Raw genomic sequence first — 22,558 nt, forward strand, 5'->3', positions numbered from 1 at the left:
AAGAATTTAATCTTGCTTTTAATGTTTTTGAAGTTTTTATCATTTTAAAATTTAAAATGACGCTCCGCCCATTAACATAGAAAACATGATAAATGGGAGTATAATTTTTAAAGCTTCTGTGGCATCTTGATTGTTGATGCTTAGTTTTTCTATGCTGTCGATTCCTTGTGTGCTATAGTCACTAACAGGGATGTTTTTAAATTTTAAATCAAGATTGAGTTTATAATCATCGTTTTGAGTGATATTGTTTAAAATAGCTAAAGCTTTATCAAAGATTAATGCTTGTTCTTCATTTTGACTTTGAGCTTTTAAGGTTTGTAGATTTTCCTTAGCAGTTGTTATATAGCTATTAAATACACCTTCGGTTTTAAGAGTTGAATCAATTTTAAAATTATTTAAGATGATGTATTTTTGGATTGTATTGCTAAAATCTGAAGCTTGTTTGTAGTTTGCCATATTAAGAAGTTCATTGATAGCTTGTTCATCCATAGCTAAAGTTTGAGTGTTAAATTTTATACCCTTAGAATCAAGGTAATTAAGTAAATCTTCTTTTAGATTTATATTTAGATTTGTATTGAAATTTAATTTTGCGTTATAAAATTTTATATCAAGATTATCTAGATAATTGTTTTCTTGTTTGTTGATAGAGTTATCAAATGATAAAGTATAAGAATCCGAGCTTAATTTATTGATAAAAGAGCTGATTTTTGGATCTTGTTGAAATAAGCTTGCATTGATGTCACTAACAACTTTTTCTCCAAGTTTAAAATCTTCAAAAACCAAATTTGATTGTATGCTTTTTTGGTTTTTAAAAAGATCGTTGTAATATTCTTTAATGTTAATTGATGTATTTGCTTCGCCTTTGTAAATTTCATTTGAGCGAATTTTGATATTTTTTGCTTGAAATAGTTCTTGATACTCATCGTTGTTATCTTTTGCAAGAGTTTTGAAATTTGAACTTAAACACGCTATAAAATCACCATCTGCATTGCATTTAAAATCAGAAAATTCAATCTTTATTCCAGAATCCTGAGAAAGGTTTGCAATTTCTTGTTTAACTGTTTGATTTAGTTGATTTTCATATTTTTTAACTGTTTTTTCATCTATGGAATTTCCGCAAGCTGAAAACAAAACAGCTATTCCAATAGAGAGAAAAATACCTTTTTTCATAGTTTTCTCCTTAAAAATTTTAAAAAAAAGATTATATCTTTTTTTACTTAAAATTTAAACAATGCTAAAAGAGAGTGTGAGATTAATTACATTTTTACACATAGGAAAATCTTTTTAGTTTGTTTCAAATGCATTATTTATAATTTTAAGTATAATTAACTTTGCAATTATTATATATTTTGCAATAGCTTTAAGCTTATTTTAAAGAAAGGAAATGTATGAAAAAAATACTTCTAAGTGTTTTAACGGCCTTTGTTGTAGTAGTATTGGCTGCTTGTGGAGGAAATTCTGACTCTAAAACTTTAAATTCTCTTGATAAGATCAAGCAAAATGGAGTTATTAGGATTGGGGTATTTGGCGATAAACCACCTTTTGGTTATGTGGATGAAAAAGGAAACAATCAAGGCTATGATATAGCTTTAGCTAAACGCATAGCAAAAGAACTTTTTGGCGATGAAAATAAGGTGCAATTTGTTCTTGTTGAAGCTGCAAATAGGGTTGAGTTTTTAAAATCAAATAAAGTAGATATTATTTTGGCTAATTTTACTCAAACTCCGCAAAGAGCCGAGCAGGTTGATTTTTGCTTGCCTTATATGAAGGTAGCTTTAGGCGTAGCTGTACCAAAGGATAGTAATATAACTAGCGTAGAAGATTTAAAAGATAAAACCTTGCTTTTAAACAAAGGCACAACAGCAGATGCGTATTTTACGCAAAATTATCCTGATATTAAAACTTTAAAATACGATCAAAATACCGAAACTTTTGCCGCTTTGATGGATAAAAGAGGCGATGCTTTAAGTCATGATAATACCTTGCTTTTTGCTTGGGTGAAAAATCATCCTGATTTTAAAATGGCTATCAAAGAGTTAGGCAATAAAGATGTTATCGCACCAGCAGTTAAAAAAGGCGATAAAGAACTTAAAGAATTTATCGATAATTTGATCATTAAACTAGGCCAAGAGCAGTTTTTTCACAAGGCTTATGATGAAACTTTAAAAGCTCATTTTGGAGATGATGTTAAGGCTGATGATGTAGTGATTGAAGGTGGAAAAATTTAACAAAGGGCTTTTTGCCCTTTATATTGATTTAGGATAAAATATGCAAAAAAAATACAAAAATATTATTTATGCTTCTTTGGGTGGAATTTTGGAATTTTATGATTTTGTGCTTTTTGCCTTTTTTTTGGATATTTTTGCTAAGGTATTCTTTCCGCAAAATGATGCTTTTTGGATGCAGATAAATGCTTATATAGCCTTTGGTGCTGCTTATTTAGCGCGTCCTTTTGGTTCTATTGTGATGGCACATTTTGCTGATAGATATGGAAGAAAGAATATTTTTTATATTTCTATGCTTTTGATGGTTTTGCCTAGTTTTGCTTTAGCTTTTTTGCCAAGTTATGAAAGTATAGGTATATTTGCTACTTTGATTTTATTTACTATACGTATTTTGCAAGGTTTAGCCGTTGGAACTGAGGTGAGCGGAGCTTGGATTTATGTGAGCGAATTTGTCAAAGGGCGTCAAATTCCTTTAGCTCTTGGTTTTATTTCAGCGACTTTAACCATAGGTTTATTGCTAGGAAATATTGCCACTTTAGGCATAAGATCTTATTTTACCCCAGAAGAAGTTCAAAGCTATGCTTGGAGAATTCCTTTTATCATAGGAGGATTTTTTGGAATTTTAGCTTTGTTTTTAAGAAATAAACTCAGCGAAACTCCAGAATTTTTAAAAGTTCAAAATGAAAATAAAATTTTAAGTTTTCCATTGTTTGAAGCTTTAAAAACTCATAAAATGAGCATGCTTGTTTGTTTTTTAATGACCATGGTTTTAACAAGCGGTGTGGCAACTTTGATGATTTTGCCTAAGTATTTTGAAAGTCTTTTAGCTATGAGTAAAACTTCTGCTTTATGGGTACAAAATTTTGCTATTTTAGCGGTGATTTTTGGAGCTTTATTTCAAGGTTTTTTAGCAAGCAAATGGGGGAGCTATAGGATTTGTTCTATTTTTAGTATAGCTTTTATTATCTTTGGTATGCTTTTTAGTTTTTATGATGAGAAATTTTTATTTTATTTTTTACTGGCTTGTTTTACACAAGGTATTATCACTTTCGCACCTGTTTTTATGACACAAATTTTTAAAAGCGAACTTAAATTTAGTGGGCTTAGTTTTGCTTATAATATTTCTTATGCGATTTTAGGTTTTTTAACCCCTTTTGTAGTTAATGCTTTTTATAAAGAGTATTTAGGTATTTATCTTGCTATAGTGGGATCTTGCTCCTTATTTTGCGTGTTTTTGTTAAAACGCGTTTTTGCAAGAAGCAAGATTAAAGAATTAAGCATTGTCTTTTAAAACTTCAAAAACAACCTTAGATATTTTTTCAACTGAAGCGATTTCGCAATGCTCATCAGTTGAATGAGGATTATGGATATTTGGACCTATAGAAGCGCATAAAAGCTCTTGTTTTTTCTCTATAATGCCACACTCAAGCCCTGCATGGATAGCTGAAACTTTGGCATTAGACGATACTTTTTTAAGCGCTTTAAAAACCATGTCGCTAAGTGCGTTTGGTTTGCCTTCCCAAGGTGGATAGAAATTAAAACTTCTTACTTTAAAATCAAAAGCCTTGAAAAATTCTAAAGTTTCAAATTCTACTTGCTTAAGTCCATCAAGTATATTAGATCTTGCAAAAAGTGCGAATTTGATTTGTTTATCTTGCATTCTTAAAGTAGCTAGGTTAATGCTTGTTTGAACTATACCTAGATTTTCATCATAAGCTCTAACTCCATGAGTAAAAGAATTTATAAGGCTTAAAAGTTTGTTACTTTGATCGCAAATTTCAAATTCACCTTCTTCTTTAAAATCACATTTTATCCAGTTATTGCTCTTTACTTCATTTTTAAAATGCACTAAAGCTTTGGCGTGTTTAGGTATAGAATTGATTCTTTCTCCACCTTCAAAAGAAATGATTTCTCCTTTATTTTCTTGTATGAATTTAGCCATTTCTTTGATGGAGCTTTTTTCGTTGCGTACGATATTTATGCCTGAGTGTCCACCTTTAAAATTTTGCGCGCAAAGCTCATAAATTTTACCCTTTTTTCTAAGGGTATTAAAAGGCAAGCTAGCTTCTATATCTACTCCACCTGCACAGCCTATCATGATCTCATCATCGCTTTCATGATCTAAATTTAAAAGCATTTTAGATTCTAAAGTGTGCTCGAGTGAATTCACTCCCATGAGTCCTACTTCTTCATCGTTTGTAAAAAGACACTCTAAATTTTCAAATTCAGCCATAGTGCTCATCATGATGGCTATACCTATACCATTATCCGCGCCAAGACTTGAATTTTTGGCTCTTAAAAAGCCATTTTCTTCATAAACTTCTAAGTTTGGTGCATCGCCCATACAGACCATATCATAATGGCTTTGTAAGCAAATTTTTGGTTTGCCTTTTATGGCATGGATATTTCCTGCCTTATCTACACTCACCTTAAAGCCTTTATCTTTAGCATAAGAGCTTAAAAATTCTTTCATTTGTTCTGTTTCATAACTGCAATGAGGAATTTTACATAATTGTTTAAAATTTTCTATAACATTTTGCATTTTATCTCCTTTGTTTTGATAAAATTATGGCATATTTTTTAAAATTTAAAGGCAAAATGATTAAAAAATGAGAATAAATTATAAAAAATTATTTAATTTAAGAAAATTACTAAGTGATCCAAAAAAACTTTTTTCTGTATTAATTTTTACTCTTGTAGTTGTTTTTATCCAGAATTATATTGCCCAAAATTCTAGTTTTGAAGGAAAAGTAGTTAGAATTATTGATGGAGATACTATAGAAGTTAATCATGAAAACAAACTCGCTAGAATAAGATTTTTTGGTATAGATGCACCAGAACTTAAACAAAGTTTTGGAAAGCAATCAAAAGAAGCTTTAAGTAGAATTTTAAGCGGTAAACAAGTTGAAATTATTTATAAAAATAAAGATACTTATGGTAGAATTGTTGCTATTGTAAAGCTTAATAATGTTGATATTAATCGATTTTTAGTAAGCAAAGGCTATGCTTGGGCTGATACTTACTATAGTAACGCTTATATTAAAGAACAAGAAAATGCTAAGAAAAATCATTTAGGTCTTTGGAAAGAGGGTAATCCTATAGAGCCTTATAAATGGAGAAAACACAATAAATTCTAAGGAAAAACATGAAAAAATATATTTTAATGATACTATTAGTTTTAGGAATTTCTGGATGTTTTGTAAATGAAAGAGGAATTTCAAATCGTTTTTATGATGATTGCAAAGAATATTATGATGGAAGTGGAACTTATCATAAGGATTGCCCAAAGAATTGGGTGGATATTAAAATGACTCCTTGATTATTTTCCACCCACAGAGGTCATTAATGCAGCTGCTACGGCTTCTGGATTGTTGATTTTGGCACCTTGTTCTTGATTTTCTGTAGGTTTAACAGTATTAAGTGGCGGACGCTTGAGTTTAAATATATGCTCATCAGTGCTAACAACTTGTATCGTTCCTTCAAACATTTTAATTTCTTTAACATGCCCGACCACTTTTACATCTCTTTTTTTGGAGGTTTCGTCAAAAAGTGCATGAGCTTCAAGTTCTAAAACATCGCCTAATTTAAGCGGAGCATAAAAAAAACATTTTGATCCAATAATCACTGAAAATTCTTTATTGATAGAGGCTTGTGCTACATAGTTTGCCGCAGCGAAAATAAAGGCATCAAAAATCAATCCTTGATCATCTGCTACCATTTCGCTTGTGGTTATTAAAATTGATTTGGCATAGTTTTTATCAATTTCTATAATGGTTCCAGCAAGCGAAGTGTTTAATTCAGGACAAGTGAGTAATTCTGCTCTAACACGAGATATATCTTCTGCAGATGCGTATTCTTCAAGTTGTGCATATTCTTCAAAATTATCTTTTTTTGCCATATCTAACCTTTAAATTCTACTTATCTACTTCAAAATATCTAAAGCCTAGATCGACAAAAAGCAAAAAGAATTTATATCCCAATACGCACATAAACTCTTTTGGGTGCTTCATAGCCTTCAATGGTAAGATTTTTATCCTTTGGATCTAAGAAATTTTCCAGCGAAAAAGAGTCTATCCATTCTGTTTTTCTTTGTTCGTTTTCATCGGTTTTTTTTGTAGCCAAAACTTCAAATTCTTTAAATCCTGCTCTTTCACACCAGTTTTTTAATGCACTAATGCTTGGTATAAAATAAATATTTGGAATTTTAGAATAAGTTTTATTAGGCACAAGAGCGATTTCTCTCTCATCTTCTATATACATGGTATCTAAAAAAACAACTCCATTTTTATTAAGTCCTGCTTTTAAATCTTTTAGCATTTTTATAGGATCACTTCTATGATAAATCACCCCAAGACAGAAAATCACATCAAATTTCAAGCCATAGCTTGGAAGATCTTCTACGCCTAAAAGTTCGTATTCTATAGGAGTTTTAGCTAAAGCGTTAATGAGTTCAAATTGCAAACGGTATTTGATAGAAGGATCAAAACCTATGAGTTTTGCAGGATTAAATTCAAGCATTTTAAACATATAATAACCATTATTACAGCCTATATCAGCAACGCATTTTTGAGAAATTTCGTTCATAAAAGGCTTTAAAATATTAAATTTAATAAAACTTTGCCATTCTGTATTGATGAAAAGATCGTCTATTTTAAAAGGACCTTTTCTCCATGGTTTAAGTTCTTTTGTTATAGCTAGGATTTCATCTTTGGCTTGAGAATTTGTAGATAAATTTACACTATCATCTAAAGAAAAATTACAAGCAAGATTGAGAGCTTTAAGTTCTTGAATTTTAGCGTATAAAGGGTGATTTAGAAATTGTTTTTCGAGTAAATTTTCTTGCATTTTTATCCTTGATATTTGCTTTTAATGCTAAATTATAACATTAAAAGCTTTTATGGCAATATAAATCTCATATGTATTAAATATTTGATCAAAAATAAATTTTTAAAAACTCAAAATACTTCCCAAAACTCACATAAGCTTTAGAACTATAATCATCATTTTTATAAAGCTTTAGCTAAATCAAGCTTAACATAAAAATTTCCTGTTTTATTATAAAGCAGTTGCAAATCATAGGCATTCATATAGTTTGTTTCACTTGCTCTATATAGTTTAGAAACATTCTCACACCAAGAATAACCTATATCATAAAAAGGAGTGATATAAAAATCTTTCAAAGGAGTAGCCATTCTAAGTCCAAAGCTAGCCACTACAGCATTATCTCTATCTTCATTATTATAAACCCTTACTCCATAAGGACCTACTAAAGATATAGTTTTACTATTATACTAGTATAAATAGATTCATTAATAACTTGTTGATAATTTAAGCTAAAAAGATGAGTAAAGGTATCATTAAAGAAATAAGCATTGTTAAGATTGACATTAAGTTTAGCAAATTTTCAAATTCTACTCCATCTACTTTGCTTGTTTCTATACCTCATTAAGAAATTCATGCGTTGATTGCTTTTAGAACTGCTAAGATTTTTATATGAGTATCTTTAGGTTTAAGATAAAAACTGAACTAAGTTCTCCTTGTTCTAATATAAGTTTATTATAACTTGCATTAGCATAATCGGTTTTTGCTATGATTAAAAAAGGAAGTGCTCTAACTGTTTTTATTGCTATGATTAGCTGTATTGACACTATTAAAAGAAAGAACTTTATCTTCTCTCATATCAGAAGTAAGTAAATAATGTTTAAAATTTAAATCGTTTATATTTATAATATTTACTTTAGTATTGTTATAAATTAAAGTAATATTGTTAATATCATGTTTAGAACTCTTAGAATAATAATTTATACCTTGGGGTTTTTATAAGTAGAATTGGTTTTATCATAAAGTTTGTTATCATTAAAATAATACTCTGGAATATTTAAATTTTGATTGTCTGTAGTATTTGCTTGAGTGACTAAAAGCATTGATGCTTAAGAAGGTAACAATAGAAAGTTTAAAACAAAATTTCTCTATACCCCTCCCCGTGAGTTAAAAAGCTTAATGGCTGGCATAGATATCCTTAAATATTGATTATTATATTTTAACTATTTAACAATATCTGTAAATATTATTAAAAGGAATCGTAATTATAATATTCTTAAGTATATTAATTATAAATAAAATATTTAAATAATATTAATAATAAAAAAGTTATTTTTTAATTTTATTTTTTATAATATATATTTAATATTATTAAAAAACTTTATTAAATTAATATTGGACGGAATTTTTTAATATAAGCTAAAAAGCGATATCAAAGAATTTCCGTTGTATAATCTAATGTTTTTTAAATGTAAAATATTTTTTAAGGTAAAGCGATGAAAATGCGTGTGTATTATGAAGATACTGATGCGGGTGGAGTGGTGTATCATAGTAATTATTTAAAATTTTGTGAGAGAGCAAGAAGTGAAATTTTTTTCAATAAAAAAGTAGATATTTTTGATGCGTCTAAGGGACATTTTTTGCTTGCAAAAGCAAATTGCAATTTCTTAAAACCTGCAAAACTTGGAGATATAATAGAGATTAAAACAAAAATTTTAGAAGTCAAAAATGCTTCTGTGGAAATTTCACAAGAAATTTATAAAGATGAAATTTTGCTTTTTAAAATGGAATTAACTTTAGCTTTTATTAAAAACGAAAAACCAGCTAGAATGGATATGCAGTTAAAAAAGCTCTTTGAAGAATTATTTTAATTCTTCAAAGCTTGCTTGTTTGCCTTGCATAAGACGCACTTTGTAATCAACTTGAGAATTTTTGATTTTCTCATCAAATAAACTTTCACTTTTTTTATTTAAGAATTCGGTATAAAAGTAATCAACTCCTATACTAGTGGCATAAGCAATCCAGTTATAATCTATACTTTGATTAAAAATTTCATTAAGATAGACTAAGTTATCATCGTGGTTATTGATAGAATTAGCAATGATGAAATTTTCTCTATCTCCTTGTTGTGTTAAACTTAAAAATGTTGGATTATAGTTGATTTGAGTGGATAAAAGCACATAAGGATGAATGTTATAAATTCTTAGTTGAGAACTTGCTAGAGCTGTTTTGATCAATGGAGTGTTAAAAAATATTGAGGCATTATTAACTCCGCCTTGTGATCTTAAAAGTCTGCTAAAATCAAGCTTCTCGCCTTCTATGGTATATATTCTAGCATTATTATTTTGAGCAAGAATTCTTGAATTTAGATTGCTTGATAAGGCAGAGCCATCGCTAAATATTGCGATATTAGCATTTGATTTGCTTAAAAGTGTGGCAATTTGAGCATCATAGTCAATACTTCCAAAAATAATATTTTGATTTGAAAATTGTATGTTGTTTTTATGGATGGTCGGTATAAAAATTTTCATATTTCCTGAGTAATTTTTCAACTCATTGGCACCTTTTAGAGTAAATCCAGCTATGGCATACTGATATCCTTGAGCTTGTGCTGCATCAAGCGCGGCTCGAATTTTATCACTATCTTCTGTGCCAGTTAAAAAAACTTTTACTTTGATTTCAGCTCTTTGTCTTAAAAGATAGGCTATGCTTGAATTTATTATAGTATTTGAGTAGCTTTTTATGGTTTTTTCTGGGATAATTATCGCAAGTTTAACAGAAGTAATTTTTTGAACATTTTTTTCAAAATCAGTAATGGAATTTAATAATTTTGCATAAACATTAGATAAAAATTGATCGTTTTGGTCTGCAAATTCACTTAAAAAACTGAGATACAATCTTGATTCTAAAAGATCAAAAAGACAATTTGTGTTGCATTCTTGAACGCTTAATTTAGGATAAAAATTTTCAACAGGTTTTACATCGACTAATTTTTGCTCTTTTGCATTAAGCAAAAAGCAAGATAAGAAAAATATTAAAAATATTTTTTTCATAAAAATCCTTTAATTTTTTTTAAATCTTGTATGAAATTTTTTTCATAACTTGGATTTTTTTCTATAAAATCTAAATCATAACTTGGCATTATGAAAAAATTTTTATAAGCAAAAACTTCACCTTTTAAAATGTGATAATCTTTAAATCCCAAGCTTTTAAATGTGTATTCTCCTAGACAAAGCAAAAAAGCAGGTTGAATCAGTTTTAGTTCGTTCCAGAAAAATGGTAAGCAAGATTGTAGCGAAAAATCATCAAATTTTCCATTACAAAAACATTTAAATAAATAAGAAAAATAAAAATCTTCATCGCAAAGCTCTAAAATTTGATAAATATAGTGTTTTAATTTTTTACCTTTTTTTGAATTAAGTAAAATTCCGCTTTCATTTTCACTCTTTTGCCCAAAAACATCAAGAATTAGCAATTTGGCATTTTTTATCTTAGGCTCCATAAGACTAAATTTTCTTGTTTTGGAAAATTGGCATAAGGTGCAAGATGAAACAAGTTGTTTTAATTCTTGAAAATTTTGTACTTGTTCAAAGTGGTTTGTATGTGTATCAACAAAGTTAAATCCCATAGCTTTTAAATAATAAAGACTTCTTATCATAAATCACACAATTTTTCTAAATTTTCTCCACTTAGACGATAATTTCTCCATTGTTTAAGATGTTTAGCGTTTAAACTTTCATAAAAATTAATACCTAAAATATTATCATTTAAGCAAACCCAGTCGAGTCTTTTTAAATTTTCTTTTTTGCAAATTTCTCCTAAAAATTTAAAAACAGCTTTTCCATAACCTTTTTTACGAAAATCTTCTCGTATATAAATATCTTCAAGATAAATTCCACCACTACCCCAAAAAGATGAAAAAGTATAAAAATAAATCATATAGCCTATAGTTTTTTCATTTTCTTTTAACAAAAAAGCACGAGCAAATTTATTTTTTAGTAAAGAATGTTCTAGTTTTTCTTTCGTGCATTGAAGAAAATCTAACATATCTTCGTATTTTGCAAATTCTATGATCATTTCTTGTAAAATATCTAAATCTTCTTGTCTTAAATCAATAATTTTAAATTCTGACATTTTTAACCTTTTAAAAATAATTTCAAAATTTATCAAAAGAATTTAAAAATTACTCTTAATCAAAAGCAATTTATAAGTAAGATTAAGATAAAATACAAGTTTATTTTATAATTTTTTAAGGAAAAATCAAATGAAAAGAACTTATCAGCCGCATGGCACTCCAAGAAAACGCACTCATGGTTTCCGTGTTCGTATGAAAACTAAAAATGGTCGCAAGGTGATCAATGCAAGACGCGCTAAAGGTAGAAAAAGACTTGCTGTGTGAAAAATTTTGATAAATTTAGCACAAACGAGGAATTTTCATCTGTATATAAAGTAGGTAAAAAATGGCATTGCGAAGGTGTGATCATTTTTTATCTGAATAGTTATGAAAAAAAAATAGCAGTTGTTGCTAGTAAAAAAGTTGGAAAAGCAGTGGTTAGAAATCGTTCAAAACGAATTTTAAGGGCTTTGTTTGCTAAGTTTGAAAGATATCTTCAAGATGGCAAATATATTTTTGTAGCTAAAAATGAAATCACTGAACTTTCTTTTTCTAGGTTAGAAAAAAATCTAAAATGGGGATTGAAAAAACTAGAATGTTTCAAATGATATGCCTAAAAATACTCCGTTTTTATCAGAAATTCTTAAGCCCTTTAAAACCCGCTGCTTGTAGGTATTATCCTAGTTGTTCTGAGTATGCACTTTGGCAGTTTCAAAAAAAGAATTTTTTTCTAGCTTTTTTTTCTACTTTTTTTAGAATTTTAAGATGTAACCCTTTTTTTAAAGGGGGATTTGATTATCCTAGAGTTTCTAAAAATTTTTATCCTATGAATTTATGTTTTAAGCCTATATTTTTAGCAAAAAAACAACTTTGTTTTTTATACATACCTTATAAAAATAAAAGTTTTTATCTTATAAAAATCATCTTTAAAAGGACAAATCAGTGAATAATTCAAATAATATTTTTCAGCAAAAGCGTATACTTTTGGCTGTTGTGATTTCTTTTTTATTTTTTGTTGTTTATGATTATTTTTTCATTCCAAAGCAACCTTTAAAAATAGAACAAAACATTACACAACAAAATCAACAAAACACAAGCATAAATAACACTCCTAATATACAAAATACCACCACAAATACTCCAAGTGTGGCTTTAGTTTCGCAAGATAGTGTGATATCTAAGGTTCAAAGCAAACATTTTGAAGCACAAATTGACTCTTTTGGTAGAATTTCTGCTTTTTATTTAAAAGATAAAAAATACCAAAATGAGAAAGGGGAATTTATAAATCTTGTTAGCAAGGAAAATAGTCCTTATCCTTTAGAAATGCGTTTTAGTGATCCAAGTATTAACTCAGAGGCTTTTAAATTTCCTTATATTGCTAACTCTAGCAATCTTTTTGTTGATGAAAATGGAAGTCAAGTTTTAAAACTCACTCAAAATCTTTCCGGATTGAAAATCGAAAAAGATATTACTTTTTATCCAAAAGGAAATTATGAGATAGAAGTTAAACTCAGCAAAAATGCAAATTATTTTATAAGTCCAGGATATCGTCCAAATATTGCCGTAGATAGTTATACAGTTCATGGTGCTTTGGTAATGGATAATAAAGAAACCATCGAAACTTATAAAGATGGAGATGTAGAGAAGGATGAAAGTGCTAATAATGTCGTAATGACTTCGGCTTTTGATAGATACTATGCAACTTTCTTTTATAATTTTGATAAACCTTTAAATGTGGCAATCAGCAAGGATGCTAATAAAAACCCTATAGTTTTTGCTTATAGTGATAATGAATTTAAAGCAGGGGGTTATATAGGTTCTAAAGAACATGTGATTTTAAGAAGTATAGATCCACGCCTTGAAGCAGTTGTTGAATATGGTTGGTTTACTTTTATTGCTAAGCCTATGTTTGAGTTTTTGAATTTCTTGCATCAGTATATAGGAAATTGGGGTTGGGCTATCGTTGTGATGACTTTAATTGTGCGTATTATTTTATTCCCACTAACTTATAAGTCTATGATTTCTATGAATAAACTTAAAGATCTTGCTCCTAAAATGAAAGATATTAGAGAGCGTTATAAAGGCGATCCACAAAAAATGAATATGCATATGATGGAGCTTTATAAAAAACATGGTGCAAATCCTATGAGTGGTTGTTTGCCTATACTTTTACAAATTCCTATTTTCTTTGCTATTTATCGCGTTTTGCTTAATGCTATTGAGCTAAAAGCAGCTCCTTGGGCGTTTTGGATACATGATTTATCGGTAATGGATCCTTATTTTATTTTGCCTATTTTAATGGGTGCAACGATGTTTTTACAACAGCTTATTACACCTATGACTATACAAGATCCTATGCAAGCTAAGATTATGAAATTTTTACCAGTGATTTTTACTTTTTTCTTTATCACTTTCCCAGCGGGACTTACGCTTTATTGGTTTGTAAATAACCTTTGTTCTTTGGTTCAACAATGGGTTATCAATAAAATATTTGCTAAAGAACATCACAAAAAACAAGCGGAGCATGAAAAATGAAAATCGAAGCCATTGATCTTCAAAGTGCCTTAACAGAAGCTTCAAGAAGTTTAGAATGTTCTGTTATGGACTTAGAATATGAGATTATTCAGCATCCAAGAAAAGGTTTTTTTGGATTTGGAAGAAAAAAGGCAATTATAGAGGCTAAAGCAAAAAAAAGGATTTTGAAAAAAAATCCTAAAAAAGAATTTACAAGTTCAAAAAATCACAAACTAGAAACACATGAGCCAAAACAAGAAAACAAGATTGAAATAAAAAATGAAAAAAATAAAAGTCAAAAAGAAAAATACACAGTAAAAAGTGATGAAATTTTTGATAGTTTTCATCGAGAAAGCAAAGGAGTGCGTAATGCTCAGGATATTTTAGATGAGATTCGTATTCAGCTTGTAAAACTTTTAGAAAGCTCCCAGTTTAAAATAGAGCTTAGTGAACTTAGAATGTATGATGAAGATTGTGTTTTGATTCGATTGGATGGAGAAGATGCTGCTTTGATGATAGGCAAAGAAGCGCATCGTTATAAGGCTATTTCTTATCTTTTGCATAATTGGATCAATTTAAAATATAATCTTTTAGTACGCCTTGAGATCGCTCAATTTTTAGAAAATCAAATTCAAGGTATGCAGCTTTATTTACAAAGCGTGATTGAAAAAATTAAAATTCATGGACGCGGACAAACCAAACCTTTAGATGGGGTTTTGATAAAAATTGCTTTAGAGCAGTTAAGAGCTGAATTTCCAGATAAGTATGTAGGAATTAAGCAAAATAATGATCAAAGATTTGTTGTAATAAACGACTTTTTCAAAAAAGATGAGTGATACTATAGCGGCTATTGCCACAGCTCATGGTGTGGGTTCGATTTCTATTGTAAGATTAAGCGGTGAAAGGGCTTTAGAATTTGCCTTAAAGCTTAGCCACAAAACCAAACTCACCCCCCGTCATGCTACTTTTACAAAACTTTTTAATCAAAATAATGAAATTATCGATGAAGCTATAATGATATATTTTAAAGCCCCTTATAGTTTTACAGGAGAAGATATAGTAGAGTTTCAAACTCATGGAGGATTTAGTGTGAGTGAAGTTTTACTCGAAGAACTTGTGAGTTTAGGGGCGAGACTTGCTTTAGCAGGGGAATTTAGCAAAAAAGCGTGTTTAAATGGCAAAATGACTCCTTTAAAAGCTTTAAATATACAAGATCTCATACTTTCAAAATCTGCACTTGCAGCTAAAATTATAGCACGCAACATGCAAGGAAACTTAGGAGAACTTTTAGAAAAAATTCGCACAGATTTGGTTAAAACCTTGGCTTTTGTAGAAACTAGCATTGATTATGCTGATGATGATTTACCTTCTGATTTATTAGAACAAATTTCTACTATGTGTGAAGAAAATTCTAAAATTTTAAAAGAAATTTATACACTTTCTCAAAGCAAAAAAGGACTTATAGAAGGTTTTAAAATCGCTATTGTAGGTAAGCCAAATGTAGGCAAATCTTCGCTTTTAAATGCCTTGCTTTCTTATGAAAGAGCTATTGTTTCAGATATAGCAGGCACCACTCGTGATACTATAGAAGAGAGCTTTAAATTAGGAACGCATTTATTACGCATTATAGATACAGCGGGTATTAGGGAAAGTAAAGATGTTATAGAACAAATCGGCGTAGCTTTAAGTAAAAAAAGTTTAGAAGATGCAGATATTATTTTGGCAGTCTTTGATGCTTCAAGAGTGCAAGATAAAGAAGATGAGAAAATTTTTGACTTATTAGCAAATACTGATAAAAAAATCTTTTGGATTTTAAATAAAAGTGATTTAGAAAATGTTTTCAAAAATACTCAAAATAAAAATTTTATCAAGCTTAGTGCTCAAAAAGATATCACTTTGTTAAAAGAAGAATTGCAAAATTATCTTAATTCTTTTGATAGCGAAGGTATTATGGTAAGTTCTTTAGATCTTATTAATGCTTGTAAAATTTCAAGTGAAGCGATTTTTAGAGCTAAAGGACTTTTAGAGGAAAGTTCTTTAGAACTTTTTGCTTTTGAACTTAATTTAGCTATTAATGAACTTGCAAGATTTACCAAAGATTTTCAAAGAGATGAAATTTTAGACGAAATGTTTGGTAATTTTTGTTTAGGAAAATGAAAGGATAAAAATGGATAAAGAAACCATAAAAGCACATAAAATCAGCGATGAAGAATATGCACAAATTTTAGAAATTTTAGGACGAGAACCAAATCTGTTAGAACTTGGGGTTATTTCTGCGATGTGGAGTGAGCATTGCTCTTATAAATCCAGTAAAAAATATCTTAATGGTTTTCCAACTAAAGCACCTTGGGTGATTCAAGGCCCAGGAGAAAACGCAGGGGTTATTGATATCGGGCAAGGTATGGCAGCAGTTTTTAAGGTAGAAAGTCACAATCACCCTAGCTTTATCGAACCTTTTGCAGGTGCGGCTACAGGAGTAGGGGGAATTTTGCGTGATGTTTTTACTATGGGTGCAAGAGTGGTTGCAGGGCTAAATTCTTTAAAATTTGGCAATATTCATGATGAAAAATGCGGCAAACATCAAAAATACCTTGTTAAAGGTGTGGTAAATGGAATTTCTCATTATGGAAATTGCATGGGTGTGCCAACTATAGGTGGAGAATGTGCTTTTGATGAGTGTTTTAATGGAAATATCTTAGTTAATGCCTTTGCTTTAGGGGTTTGTAAAAGTGAAGATATCTTTTATGCTAAGGCTGAAGGTGTAGGAAATCCTGTGATTTATGTGGGTTCAAAAACAGGGCGTGATGGACTTGGTGGAGCGGTTATGGCAAGTGATAGCTTCAATGAAGAAAGCAAATCTTTGCGTCCTACAGTGCAAATTGGCGATCCTTTCAGTGAAAAACTTCTTATGGAGGCTTGTTTAGAGCTTTTTAAAACCGATTATATTGTGGGTATTCAAGATATGGGTGCTGCAGGGCTTACTTCAAGTTCTTTTGAAATGGCAGGAAAAAGTGGCAGTGGTATGAAACTTTACTTAGATAAAACTCCTATGCGTGAAAGCGGTATGACTCCTTATGAGTTAATGCTTAGCGAATCTCAAGAAAGAATGCTTATTTGTGCGAAAAAAGGCTATGAAGATAAGGTTATAGAAATTTTCAAAAAATGGGATTTAGATGCTGTGGTTATGGGTGAAGTTACCAATACAGGAAAAATGGAGCTTTTTTGGCATGATGAGCTTGTAGGGCTTATTCCTATCGAGCCTTTAAGTGAGAAAGCGCCGATTTTAAGTCGCCCTACAAGCGAGCCAAAATATTTAAGTGAAATTAAAGACTATAAATTTGAGTTAAAATCAAGTGTTCAAGAGCTTTTTATACAAATGCTTCAAAATGAAAATATTAATAATAAAGCTTTTATTTATGATCAATTTGATTCAAGCGTGCAAACCAATACCATAAAAGCTGATGGAAGATTGGGTGCTAGTGTTATTCGTATCAAAGAAAATGGTGCAAGTGTGGCTATGGCTATAGAATGTAATTCACGCTTAAATTATGTAAATCCTAAAATAGGAGCAGCTTTAGCAGTAGCTTCTGCAGGAAGAAAGGTTGCTTGCACAGGAGCTAAGCCTTTGGCAATAAGTGATTGTTTAAATTATGGAAATCCGCAAAATCCTGAAGTGATGTGGCAATTTGCACAAGGTTGTGAAGGTATTAAAGAAGCTTGCAAAGAGTTAAATACTCCAGTAGTAAGTGGCAATGTTTCACTTTATAATGAAACCGAAGGTGTGAGTATTTATCCAAGTCCTACTATAGTAAGTGTAGGGGTTTTAGAGGATGCAAATAAAACCTTAAAAGCTAGTTTTGAAAAAGAAAATTTAAGCGTTTATCTTTTGGGTGAAAGTTTAGGAGAATTTGGTGGATCTATGGTAATGAAAATCCAAGATAAAAAAGTATCAGGAAGCCTTAAAGAGCTTGATTATAAAGCTGAACTTGCACTTTGGGATTTGCTTTATAAGGCCAATCAAAATTCTTTACTTGAGTGTGCCAATAGCGTAGGAATAGGGGGTATTGCCATGACTTTGGCAAAAATGTTTGCTATTTCTAGTGTGGGTGCAAATTTAACAAGTGATTTTGATGATGAAAAAATGATTTTTGATGAGAGTGCAAGTCGTGCTATAGTAGGGCTTAGTAAAGAAAATGAAGAAGCTTTTTTAAATTTAGCTAAAGAATTTGGAGTAAAAGCTTATAAATTAGGTGTGAGTACAAGCCAAAAACATTTTAAACTTGATAGCATTGAGTTAAGCAAGGCTGAACTTGATAAGCTTTATTTTGAAAGTTTTAAAGAGCAAATCCAATGACTTTAGTTTTAATTATACTCGTTGTTTTGGTGTTTTACTGGTATTATAAAACTTGGGGAAAACAGGATTTTTTAAACTCAGCTACAAGAGGAGCTAAAGGCTTTGCTAAGGGTTTTGCTCGTGGGGTTATGGAAGAAAGAATGGATGAGTTTAAAAGGCGTATGAATTACTATGTTATCGCACTTTTGGCAAAAATTGCAAAAAGCGATGGCAGAGTAAGTGAAAATGAAGCTGAAATGATCAAAGATCTTTTAGATGCAAATGCCAAAGATGAAAAAGAAAGAGCTTTTTTAAAAGCAAGTTTTAACGAACATAAAGAAAATTTAAGCGATGCTTTTTATGTAGCAAAAGATTTTTTAAAAGAAGTGCCTTTACCTAAAAATGAGCGTTTTAATGTCTTACGTGTGCTTGTTTTTATGGCTTTAATCGATGCAGATTTTAATGCTAAAAAGCGTGAAATTTTAGAGCAAATCGCTAAAGCCTTTGATATAGCAAAAAGCGAATTAGATGCTTTTATTGCAAGTCTTTCAAATTTAAAAAGTTCTAAAAAAGAATTAAGTCTTGATGAAGCTTTTGCTATTTTAGAACTTCCAAATAATGCAGATTTAAATGCGGTAAAAAAACAATACCGCAATTTAGCAAAAAAATACCATCCTGATATTTTAAACGCAAACAATGTCAGCGAAGAAGAGCTTAAAATCGGCGTAGAGAAATTTCAAAAAATCAACGAAGCTTATGAAAAAGTTAAAAAACATTTAGAAAGGTAAAAATGAGAGCATTACTTAGTGTGAGTGATAAAGAAGGCATAGTAGAATTTGGCAAAGAGCTTGAAAATTTAGGTTTTGAGATTCTTTCAACAGGCGGGACTTTTAAGCTTTTAAAAGAAAATGGAATAAAAGTTATAGAAGTGAGTGATTTTACAAAGAGTCCTGAGCTTTTTGAAGGGCGTGTGAAGACTTTGCACCCTAAGATTCACGGTGGGATTTTGCATAAAAGAAGCGATGAAAATCATATCAAACAAGCAAAAGAAAATGAAATTTTAGGCATTGATCTAGTTTGTGTAAATTTATATCCTTTTAAAAAAACTACCATTATGAGCGATGATTTTGACGAAATTATAGAAAATATCGACATAGGCGGACCTGCGATGATAAGAAGTGCAGCAAAGAACTATAAAGATGTGATGGTGCTTTGCGATCCACTTGATTATGAAAAAGTGATTGAGACTTTAAAAAAAGGTCAAAATGATGAGAATTTTCGTTTAAATTTGATGATAAAAGCTTATGAGCATACAGCAAATTACGATGCTTATATTGCAAATTATATGAATGAACGCTTTAACGGAGGTTTTGGAGCGAGCAAATTTATAGTAGGACAAAAAGCATTTGATACAAAATATGGAGAAAATCCACATCAAAAAGGGGCTTTATACGAGTTTGATGCCTTTTTTAGCGCAAATTTCAAAGCCCTTAAAGGCGAAGCAAGTTTTAACAATCTAACCGATATTAATGCAGCTTTAAATTTGGCTAGTAGTTTCGATAAAGCTCCAGCTATTGCTATAGTAAAACATGGAAATCCTTGCGGTTTTGCTATAAAAGAAAATTTAGTACAAAGCTATATATATGCTTTAAAATGCGATAGCGTCAGTGCTTATGGAGGAGTGGTTGCAATCAATGGAACTCTTGATGAAGTTTTAGCAAATAAAATCAATGAAATTTATGTAGAAGTAATTATAGCAGCCAATGTAGATGAAAAAGCTTTAACCGTGTTTGAAGGTAAAAAACGCATTAAAATTTTCACTCAAGAAAGTCCGTTTTTAATCCGCAGTTTTGATAAATATGATTTTAAACATATTGATGGGGGTTTTGTATATCAAAACAGCGATGAAGTAGGCGAAGATGAGCTTAAAAATGCAAAGCTTATGAGTCAAAGAGAGGCAAGTAGGGAAGAATTAAAAGATCTTGAAATCGCTATGAAAATAGCAGCATTTACCAAATCAAACAATGTTGTTTACGTAAAAAATGGCGCTATGGTGGCTATAGGTATGGGTATGACAAGTAGAATCGATGCAGCAAAGGCAGCAATCGCTAAAGCTAAAGAAATGGGACTTGATTTGCAAGGTTGCGTTTTAGCAAGTGAAGCCTTTTTTCCTTTTAGAGATAGCATAGATGAAGCAAGTAAAGTAGGGGTTAAAGCTATAGTAGAACCAGGCGGAAGCATAAGAGATGATGAAGTGGTAAAAGCAGCCAATGAGTATGGTATGGCGCTTTATTTCACAGGCGTAAGACATTTCTTACATTAAGTTTAATGGAATGTTATGTTTTTTACACATAATTCAATAAAAATTAAATAAATTATGTGTAAAATATTTCTGAAAAATTTTATTTTTAGGAAATTGTGATGTTTAAAACTATAGGATTTAAGGTTTCTGCTGCAATTTTTGTGGTGTTGCTTATAAGTTTTATTGTTATGCAAGTGATTTTAAATTTGGATTTTAAAAATACTGCCAATAAAATGAGCAGGGCAAATTTAGATACCGTAAGTACTTCTGTTTTTCAAACAATGAGAATGGCTATGAATTTAGGAGATCCTGAAAAAATTAAAGAAGCTATTGAAGATGCAAAAAGTATAGAGGGTATTAGTGATATTAAAATTTATCCTTCAAAAGATACTATAGATCTTTTTGAGATGAAAGCCCCTCAAATTTCAAATGATAAGCGTATTATAGAACAATTTTCAAATCCTAAAATTCAAGCTTTAGAAGAAAATGTAAATGGTGTTGTGCATTTAAGATTGATACGCCCTTTGATTGCAGATGAAAGTTGTGTTGCTTGTCATGCAAATGCTAATATAGGGAGTGTGATAGGGGTTATGGATATATCGCATTCTTTAGAAGGTGTTCAAAAAGATATAAGTAAAACCAGTCAATCTTATATTATAATATTTACTATTGCTTTGATTTTTACCCTTTGTGTGGTTCTCTTAATGCTTAAAGTTGTTGTTGGAAAGCCTGTTTTAGAGCTTTTAAATCATGCTAAAGAATTAGCTCAAGGAAGTGGTAATTTAAAAGCTCGTATTTCAGTTAAAGGTCAAGATGAAATTGCTTTAGCTTGTGGATATATCAATCAATTTATCGAAAAAACTCACAAGGCAGTTAGCGGTGCAAGTCATAATTCAAAAAATGTAGAAAAACAAAGCAATCTTTTAAATTCAAATGCTATTTCTTTAAGTGATATCAGTTCACAAAGTCATAAGCAAATAGATCAAAGTTTTAAACTTGGTGCAAATGTTGGCAATGAACTTGGAGAACTTGCTAGTTTGTCAAATAAGGCAAATAGTGCCAATGAAAAATCCTTTTTATTATTAGAGCAAATGCTTAAATCTTTGTTTAATGTTGCTAATAAAGTATCAACAGTATCTCAAAATGAAAATGAATTGGCTAAAAAAGTTGAAAACATGGTTAATCAAGCAGGTAATATACAAAAAGCAACTCAAATGATGGATGAGATTGCAGATAAAACCAATTTACTATCCCTAAATGCTGGCATAGAAGCAGCTAGGGCTGGTGCATTTGGACGAGGTTTTTCTGTAATTGCTGAGGATGTTAGGCAGTTGGCTCAGAACAGTGAAGAATTTTTGGGAAATGTAGCTCAAATTACAAAAGAGCTTTTGCAAAGTATTAATGAGGTTAGCGCAGAATTAAAGAAAAATGCTCAAAGTATACAAGCTTTAAATGATGACACCACTTTATTGGTTGATGATGCTAATGAGGTTAAATTATGCAACGAAGATGCTAGGGCTTTGGTAACTCAATGTACTGAAAAAATAAAAATTTCCCAAGAGAATATACAAAATTTACTTTCTCGTATGCAAAAAAATGTCGAAGTAAGTGAAAAGAATGAAGAAATTTCTAAAATTCTGCTTCAAGTTGCAGATGAGTTAAAAATAGTGTGTCATAATCTCGAAAGCGAACTTAACCAATTTCAAATTTAAAGGAATAAAATGAAAAAAACGCTTCAAATTGCTTTAGCTGCAACTTTTTTTGCGGGTTGTGCTAGTACTTCTGTTACTTCATCTACTTCTAAAGGTAATAATGAACTTGTGCAGAACCAGCTTTTCAAAATAGAAAAAATTATAGTTAATGGTAAAACTTTTGATCCAAAAAACGCAGAGGAAAGTCCAAATATTAGTTTTGAAAATAATAAATTTTATGGTTATTCAGGATGTAATCGTTTTTTTGGTTCTTACCAAACTAAGGCAGATACTTTGCAAATCGAAGGTGATCGCGTAGCTTCAACTCAAATGCTTTGTCACCCAATGGATGTAATGGATTTTGAAAATTCTTTCCTTTCAAATTTCAAAGGAACTTTTAAAATTTCAAATGAAAATGGAAAACTTGTTTTAAGTAATGATGAAATGAAAATCTTTTTTAAATAATACACTAAAGCCTCGAAATATCGAGGCAATCTTCTTAAATTTGACAAAATTCCAAAAAATGATACAATTATAATTTTATTATCAAAAAAGGTA

Annotated in this window: 23 protein-coding genes and 2 pseudogenes; 16 read left to right on the plus strand and 9 right to left on the minus strand. The window is 30.2% G+C overall.

Translation table 11 applies throughout. From position 1 onward, the window contains the following. Positions 1–51 precede the first annotated feature (51 nt). A complete protein-coding gene (gene jlpA, locus ELQ12_RS01660; RefSeq protein WP_134264534.1) occupies positions 52–1,170 on the minus strand; it encodes a lipoprotein adhesin JlpA in 1,119 nt (372 codons plus the stop codon). 218 nt (positions 1,171–1,388) lie between these two features. Between jlpA and ELQ12_RS01665 the strand changes: the two genes are divergently transcribed. Together ELQ12_RS01665 and ELQ12_RS01670 are read left to right on the plus strand one after the other, a co-directional pair. Next, entirely contained in the window at positions 1,389–2,228 is an 840-nt protein-coding gene (locus ELQ12_RS01665; RefSeq protein ID WP_134264535.1) for a cysteine ABC transporter substrate-binding protein, read from the plus strand. Between the two features lie 40 nt (positions 2,229–2,268). Beyond that, positions 2,269–3,516: an MFS transporter gene (locus ELQ12_RS01670; RefSeq protein WP_134264536.1), complete on the plus strand. Its 1,248-nt coding sequence runs from the start codon at positions 2,269–2,271 to the stop codon at positions 3,514–3,516. Here the strand turns inward: ELQ12_RS01670 and ELQ12_RS01675 are convergent. Continuing rightward, positions 3,499–4,767, minus strand: coding sequence for a M20/M25/M40 family metallo-hydrolase (locus ELQ12_RS01675; protein WP_134264537.1), 1,269 nt, complete (start codon positions 4,765–4,767; stop codon positions 3,499–3,501). The genes ELQ12_RS01670 and ELQ12_RS01675 overlap by 18 nt on opposite strands. 67 nt (positions 4,768–4,834) lie before the next feature. Between ELQ12_RS01675 and ELQ12_RS01680 the strand changes: the two genes are divergently transcribed. Next, positions 4,835–5,362, plus strand: a complete 528-nt coding sequence (locus ELQ12_RS01680) for a thermonuclease family protein (RefSeq protein WP_002861717.1) — start codon at positions 4,835–4,837, stop codon at positions 5,360–5,362. Positions 5,363–5,370: 8 nt separating this feature from the next. After that, positions 5,371–5,544, plus strand: a complete 174-nt coding sequence (locus ELQ12_RS01685) for a hypothetical protein (RefSeq protein WP_002861716.1) — start codon at positions 5,371–5,373, stop codon at positions 5,542–5,544. On the opposite strand, the gene ELQ12_RS01690 is transcribed toward ELQ12_RS01685, so the two are convergent. The 4 genes and pseudogenes from ELQ12_RS01690 to ELQ12_RS10575 form a co-directional block, all read right to left on the minus strand. After that, positions 5,545–6,123, minus strand: coding sequence for a hypothetical protein (locus ELQ12_RS01690; protein WP_002861715.1), 579 nt, complete (start codon positions 6,121–6,123; stop codon positions 5,545–5,547). It abuts the gene before it with no gap. Between the two features lie 71 nt (positions 6,124–6,194). After that, on the minus strand, positions 6,195–7,085 hold the full coding sequence (cmoB, locus tag ELQ12_RS01695) for a tRNA 5-methoxyuridine(34)/uridine 5-oxyacetic acid(34) synthase CmoB (RefSeq protein ID WP_072223887.1): 891 nt from the start codon (positions 7,083–7,085) through the stop codon (positions 6,195–6,197). A gap of 149 nt (positions 7,086–7,234) precedes the next feature. Beyond that, positions 7,235–7,629: pseudogene (locus ELQ12_RS01700) on the minus strand (ShlB/FhaC/HecB family hemolysin secretion/activation protein); the annotation flags it as partial. Positions 7,630–7,668: 39 nt separating this feature from the next. Continuing rightward, positions 7,669–8,198: pseudogene (locus ELQ12_RS10575) on the minus strand (hypothetical protein); the annotation flags it as partial. Positions 8,199–8,542: 344 nt separating this feature from the next. Here ELQ12_RS10575 and ELQ12_RS01710 point away from each other — a divergent pair. Then, positions 8,543–8,917, plus strand: coding sequence for a thioesterase family protein (locus ELQ12_RS01710; protein ID WP_002871461.1), 375 nt, complete (start codon positions 8,543–8,545; stop codon positions 8,915–8,917). Here ELQ12_RS01710 and ELQ12_RS01715 read toward each other — a convergent pair. The 3 genes from ELQ12_RS01715 to ELQ12_RS01720 are packed head-to-tail and all read right to left on the minus strand — an operon-like array spanning position 8,909 to position 11,180. Further along, positions 8,909–10,099 carry a hypothetical protein gene (locus ELQ12_RS01715; RefSeq protein WP_002871462.1) on the minus strand — a complete coding sequence of 397 codons (1,191 nt, stop codon included), beginning with the start codon at positions 10,097–10,099 and terminating at the stop codon, positions 8,909–8,911. The genes ELQ12_RS01710 and ELQ12_RS01715 overlap by 9 nt on opposite strands. Beyond that, positions 10,096–10,704 (minus strand): uracil-DNA glycosylase family protein, encoded by a 609-nt coding sequence (locus ELQ12_RS10350; RefSeq protein ID WP_070242959.1) that lies wholly within the window; start codon positions 10,702–10,704, stop codon positions 10,096–10,098. The genes ELQ12_RS01715 and ELQ12_RS10350 overlap by 4 nt, the downstream gene beginning before the upstream one ends. Continuing rightward, on the minus strand, positions 10,701–11,180 hold the full coding sequence (locus ELQ12_RS01720) for a GNAT family N-acetyltransferase (RefSeq protein ID WP_002853404.1): 480 nt from the start codon (positions 11,178–11,180) through the stop codon (positions 10,701–10,703). The genes ELQ12_RS10350 and ELQ12_RS01720 overlap by 4 nt, the downstream gene beginning before the upstream one ends. A 130-nt stretch (positions 11,181–11,310) precedes the next feature. Here ELQ12_RS01720 and rpmH point away from each other — a divergent pair, with 130 nt between their 5' ends. The 11 genes from rpmH to ELQ12_RS01775 all read left to right on the plus strand — a co-directional run bounded on the left by rpmH (position 11,311) and on the right by ELQ12_RS01775 (position 22,465). Then, positions 11,311–11,445: a 50S ribosomal protein L34 gene (gene rpmH / locus ELQ12_RS01725; protein WP_002776864.1), complete on the plus strand. Its 135-nt coding sequence runs from the start codon at positions 11,311–11,313 to the stop codon at positions 11,443–11,445. Then, positions 11,442–11,768: a ribonuclease P protein component gene (gene rnpA, locus ELQ12_RS01730; protein WP_002853349.1), complete on the plus strand. Its 327-nt coding sequence runs from the start codon at positions 11,442–11,444 to the stop codon at positions 11,766–11,768. Before rpmH ends, rnpA begins: the two co-directional genes overlap by 4 nt. Then, positions 11,765–12,106: a membrane protein insertion efficiency factor YidD gene (gene yidD, locus ELQ12_RS01735; protein WP_002865962.1), complete on the plus strand. Its 342-nt coding sequence runs from the start codon at positions 11,765–11,767 to the stop codon at positions 12,104–12,106. Before rnpA ends, yidD begins: the two co-directional genes overlap by 4 nt. After that, positions 12,103–13,695: a membrane protein insertase YidC gene (gene yidC, locus ELQ12_RS01740; RefSeq protein WP_126224840.1), complete on the plus strand. Its 1,593-nt coding sequence runs from the start codon at positions 12,103–12,105 to the stop codon at positions 13,693–13,695. The genes yidD and yidC overlap by 4 nt, the downstream gene beginning before the upstream one ends. Then, positions 13,692–14,510, plus strand: coding sequence for a Jag N-terminal domain-containing protein (locus tag ELQ12_RS01745; RefSeq protein WP_070210837.1), 819 nt, complete (start codon positions 13,692–13,694; stop codon positions 14,508–14,510). The genes yidC and ELQ12_RS01745 overlap by 4 nt, the downstream gene beginning before the upstream one ends. Continuing rightward, positions 14,503–15,831: a tRNA uridine-5-carboxymethylaminomethyl(34) synthesis GTPase MnmE gene (mnmE, locus tag ELQ12_RS01750; protein WP_134264538.1), complete on the plus strand. Its 1,329-nt coding sequence runs from the start codon at positions 14,503–14,505 to the stop codon at positions 15,829–15,831. The genes ELQ12_RS01745 and mnmE overlap by 8 nt, the downstream gene beginning before the upstream one ends. 10 nt (positions 15,832–15,841) lie before the next feature. Then, complete coding sequence (gene purL / locus ELQ12_RS01755) at positions 15,842–18,028, plus strand: phosphoribosylformylglycinamidine synthase subunit PurL (protein ID WP_134264539.1); 2,187 nt, start codon at positions 15,842–15,844, stop codon at positions 18,026–18,028. Then, positions 18,025–18,795 (plus strand): DnaJ family molecular chaperone, encoded by a 771-nt coding sequence (locus ELQ12_RS01760; RefSeq protein WP_002892960.1) that lies wholly within the window; start codon positions 18,025–18,027, stop codon positions 18,793–18,795. Before purL ends, ELQ12_RS01760 begins: the two co-directional genes overlap by 4 nt. A gap of 2 nt (positions 18,796–18,797) precedes the next feature. Continuing rightward, a complete protein-coding gene (gene purH / locus ELQ12_RS01765; RefSeq protein ID WP_134264540.1) occupies positions 18,798–20,330 on the plus strand; it encodes a bifunctional phosphoribosylaminoimidazolecarboxamide formyltransferase/IMP cyclohydrolase in 1,533 nt (510 codons plus the stop codon). 98 nt (positions 20,331–20,428) lie between these two features. Further along, entirely contained in the window at positions 20,429–22,021 is a 1,593-nt protein-coding gene (locus tag ELQ12_RS01770) for a methyl-accepting chemotaxis protein (protein ID WP_126213547.1), read from the plus strand. Positions 22,022–22,030: 9 nt separating this feature from the next. After that, complete coding sequence (locus tag ELQ12_RS01775; protein WP_002871471.1) at positions 22,031–22,465, plus strand: META domain-containing protein; 435 nt, start codon at positions 22,031–22,033, stop codon at positions 22,463–22,465. The last annotated feature ends 93 nt before the right edge of the window (positions 22,466–22,558 follow it).

This window comes from Campylobacter sp. US25a, from assembly GCF_004379075.1.
Taxonomy (GTDB): Bacteria; Campylobacterota; Campylobacteria; order Campylobacterales; family Campylobacteraceae; genus Campylobacter_D; species Campylobacter_D jejuni.

Bases quoted from the DNA above. Each gene is read 5' to 3' on its own strand.
- ELQ12_RS01670 (WP_134264536.1), top strand. From the start codon at position 2,269: ATGCAAAAAAAATACAAAAATATTATTTATGCTTCTTTGGGTGGAATT.
- purH (WP_134264540.1), top strand. From the start codon at position 18,798: ATGAGAGCATTACTTAGTGTGAGTGATAAAGAAGGCATAGTAGAATTT.
- ELQ12_RS01675 (WP_134264537.1), bottom strand. From the start codon at position 4,767: ATGCAAAATGTTATAGAAAATTTTAAACAATTATGTAAAATTCCTCAT.
- ELQ12_RS01715 (WP_002871462.1), bottom strand. From the start codon at position 10,099: ATGAAAAAAATATTTTTAATATTTTTCTTATCTTGCTTTTTGCTTAAT.
- mnmE (WP_134264538.1), top strand. From the start codon at position 14,503: ATGAGTGATACTATAGCGGCTATTGCCACAGCTCATGGTGTGGGTTCG.
- ELQ12_RS01680 (WP_002861717.1), top strand. From the start codon at position 4,835: ATGAGAATAAATTATAAAAAATTATTTAATTTAAGAAAATTACTAAGT.
- ELQ12_RS01690 (WP_002861715.1), bottom strand. From the start codon at position 6,123: ATGGCAAAAAAAGATAATTTTGAAGAATATGCACAACTTGAAGAATAC.
- rpmH (WP_002776864.1), top strand. From the start codon at position 11,311: ATGAAAAGAACTTATCAGCCGCATGGCACTCCAAGAAAACGCACTCAT.
- ELQ12_RS01710 (WP_002871461.1), top strand. From the start codon at position 8,543: ATGAAAATGCGTGTGTATTATGAAGATACTGATGCGGGTGGAGTGGTG.
- purL (WP_134264539.1), top strand. From the start codon at position 15,842: ATGGATAAAGAAACCATAAAAGCACATAAAATCAGCGATGAAGAATAT.
- jlpA (WP_134264534.1), bottom strand. From the start codon at position 1,170: ATGAAAAAAGGTATTTTTCTCTCTATTGGAATAGCTGTTTTGTTTTCA.
- ELQ12_RS01745 (WP_070210837.1), top strand. From the start codon at position 13,692: ATGAAAATCGAAGCCATTGATCTTCAAAGTGCCTTAACAGAAGCTTCA.
- ELQ12_RS01775 (WP_002871471.1), top strand. From the start codon at position 22,031: ATGAAAAAAACGCTTCAAATTGCTTTAGCTGCAACTTTTTTTGCGGGT.
- ELQ12_RS01665 (WP_134264535.1), top strand. From the start codon at position 1,389: ATGAAAAAAATACTTCTAAGTGTTTTAACGGCCTTTGTTGTAGTAGTA.
- ELQ12_RS10350 (WP_070242959.1), bottom strand. From the start codon at position 10,704: ATGATAAGAAGTCTTTATTATTTAAAAGCTATGGGATTTAACTTTGTT.
- ELQ12_RS01770 (WP_126213547.1), top strand. From the start codon at position 20,429: ATGTTTAAAACTATAGGATTTAAGGTTTCTGCTGCAATTTTTGTGGTG.
- ELQ12_RS01720 (WP_002853404.1), bottom strand. From the start codon at position 11,180: ATGTCAGAATTTAAAATTATTGATTTAAGACAAGAAGATTTAGATATT.
- yidD (WP_002865962.1), top strand. From the start codon at position 11,765: ATGATATGCCTAAAAATACTCCGTTTTTATCAGAAATTCTTAAGCCCT.
- ELQ12_RS01685 (WP_002861716.1), top strand. From the start codon at position 5,371: ATGAAAAAATATATTTTAATGATACTATTAGTTTTAGGAATTTCTGGA.
- ELQ12_RS01760 (WP_002892960.1), top strand. From the start codon at position 18,025: ATGACTTTAGTTTTAATTATACTCGTTGTTTTGGTGTTTTACTGGTAT.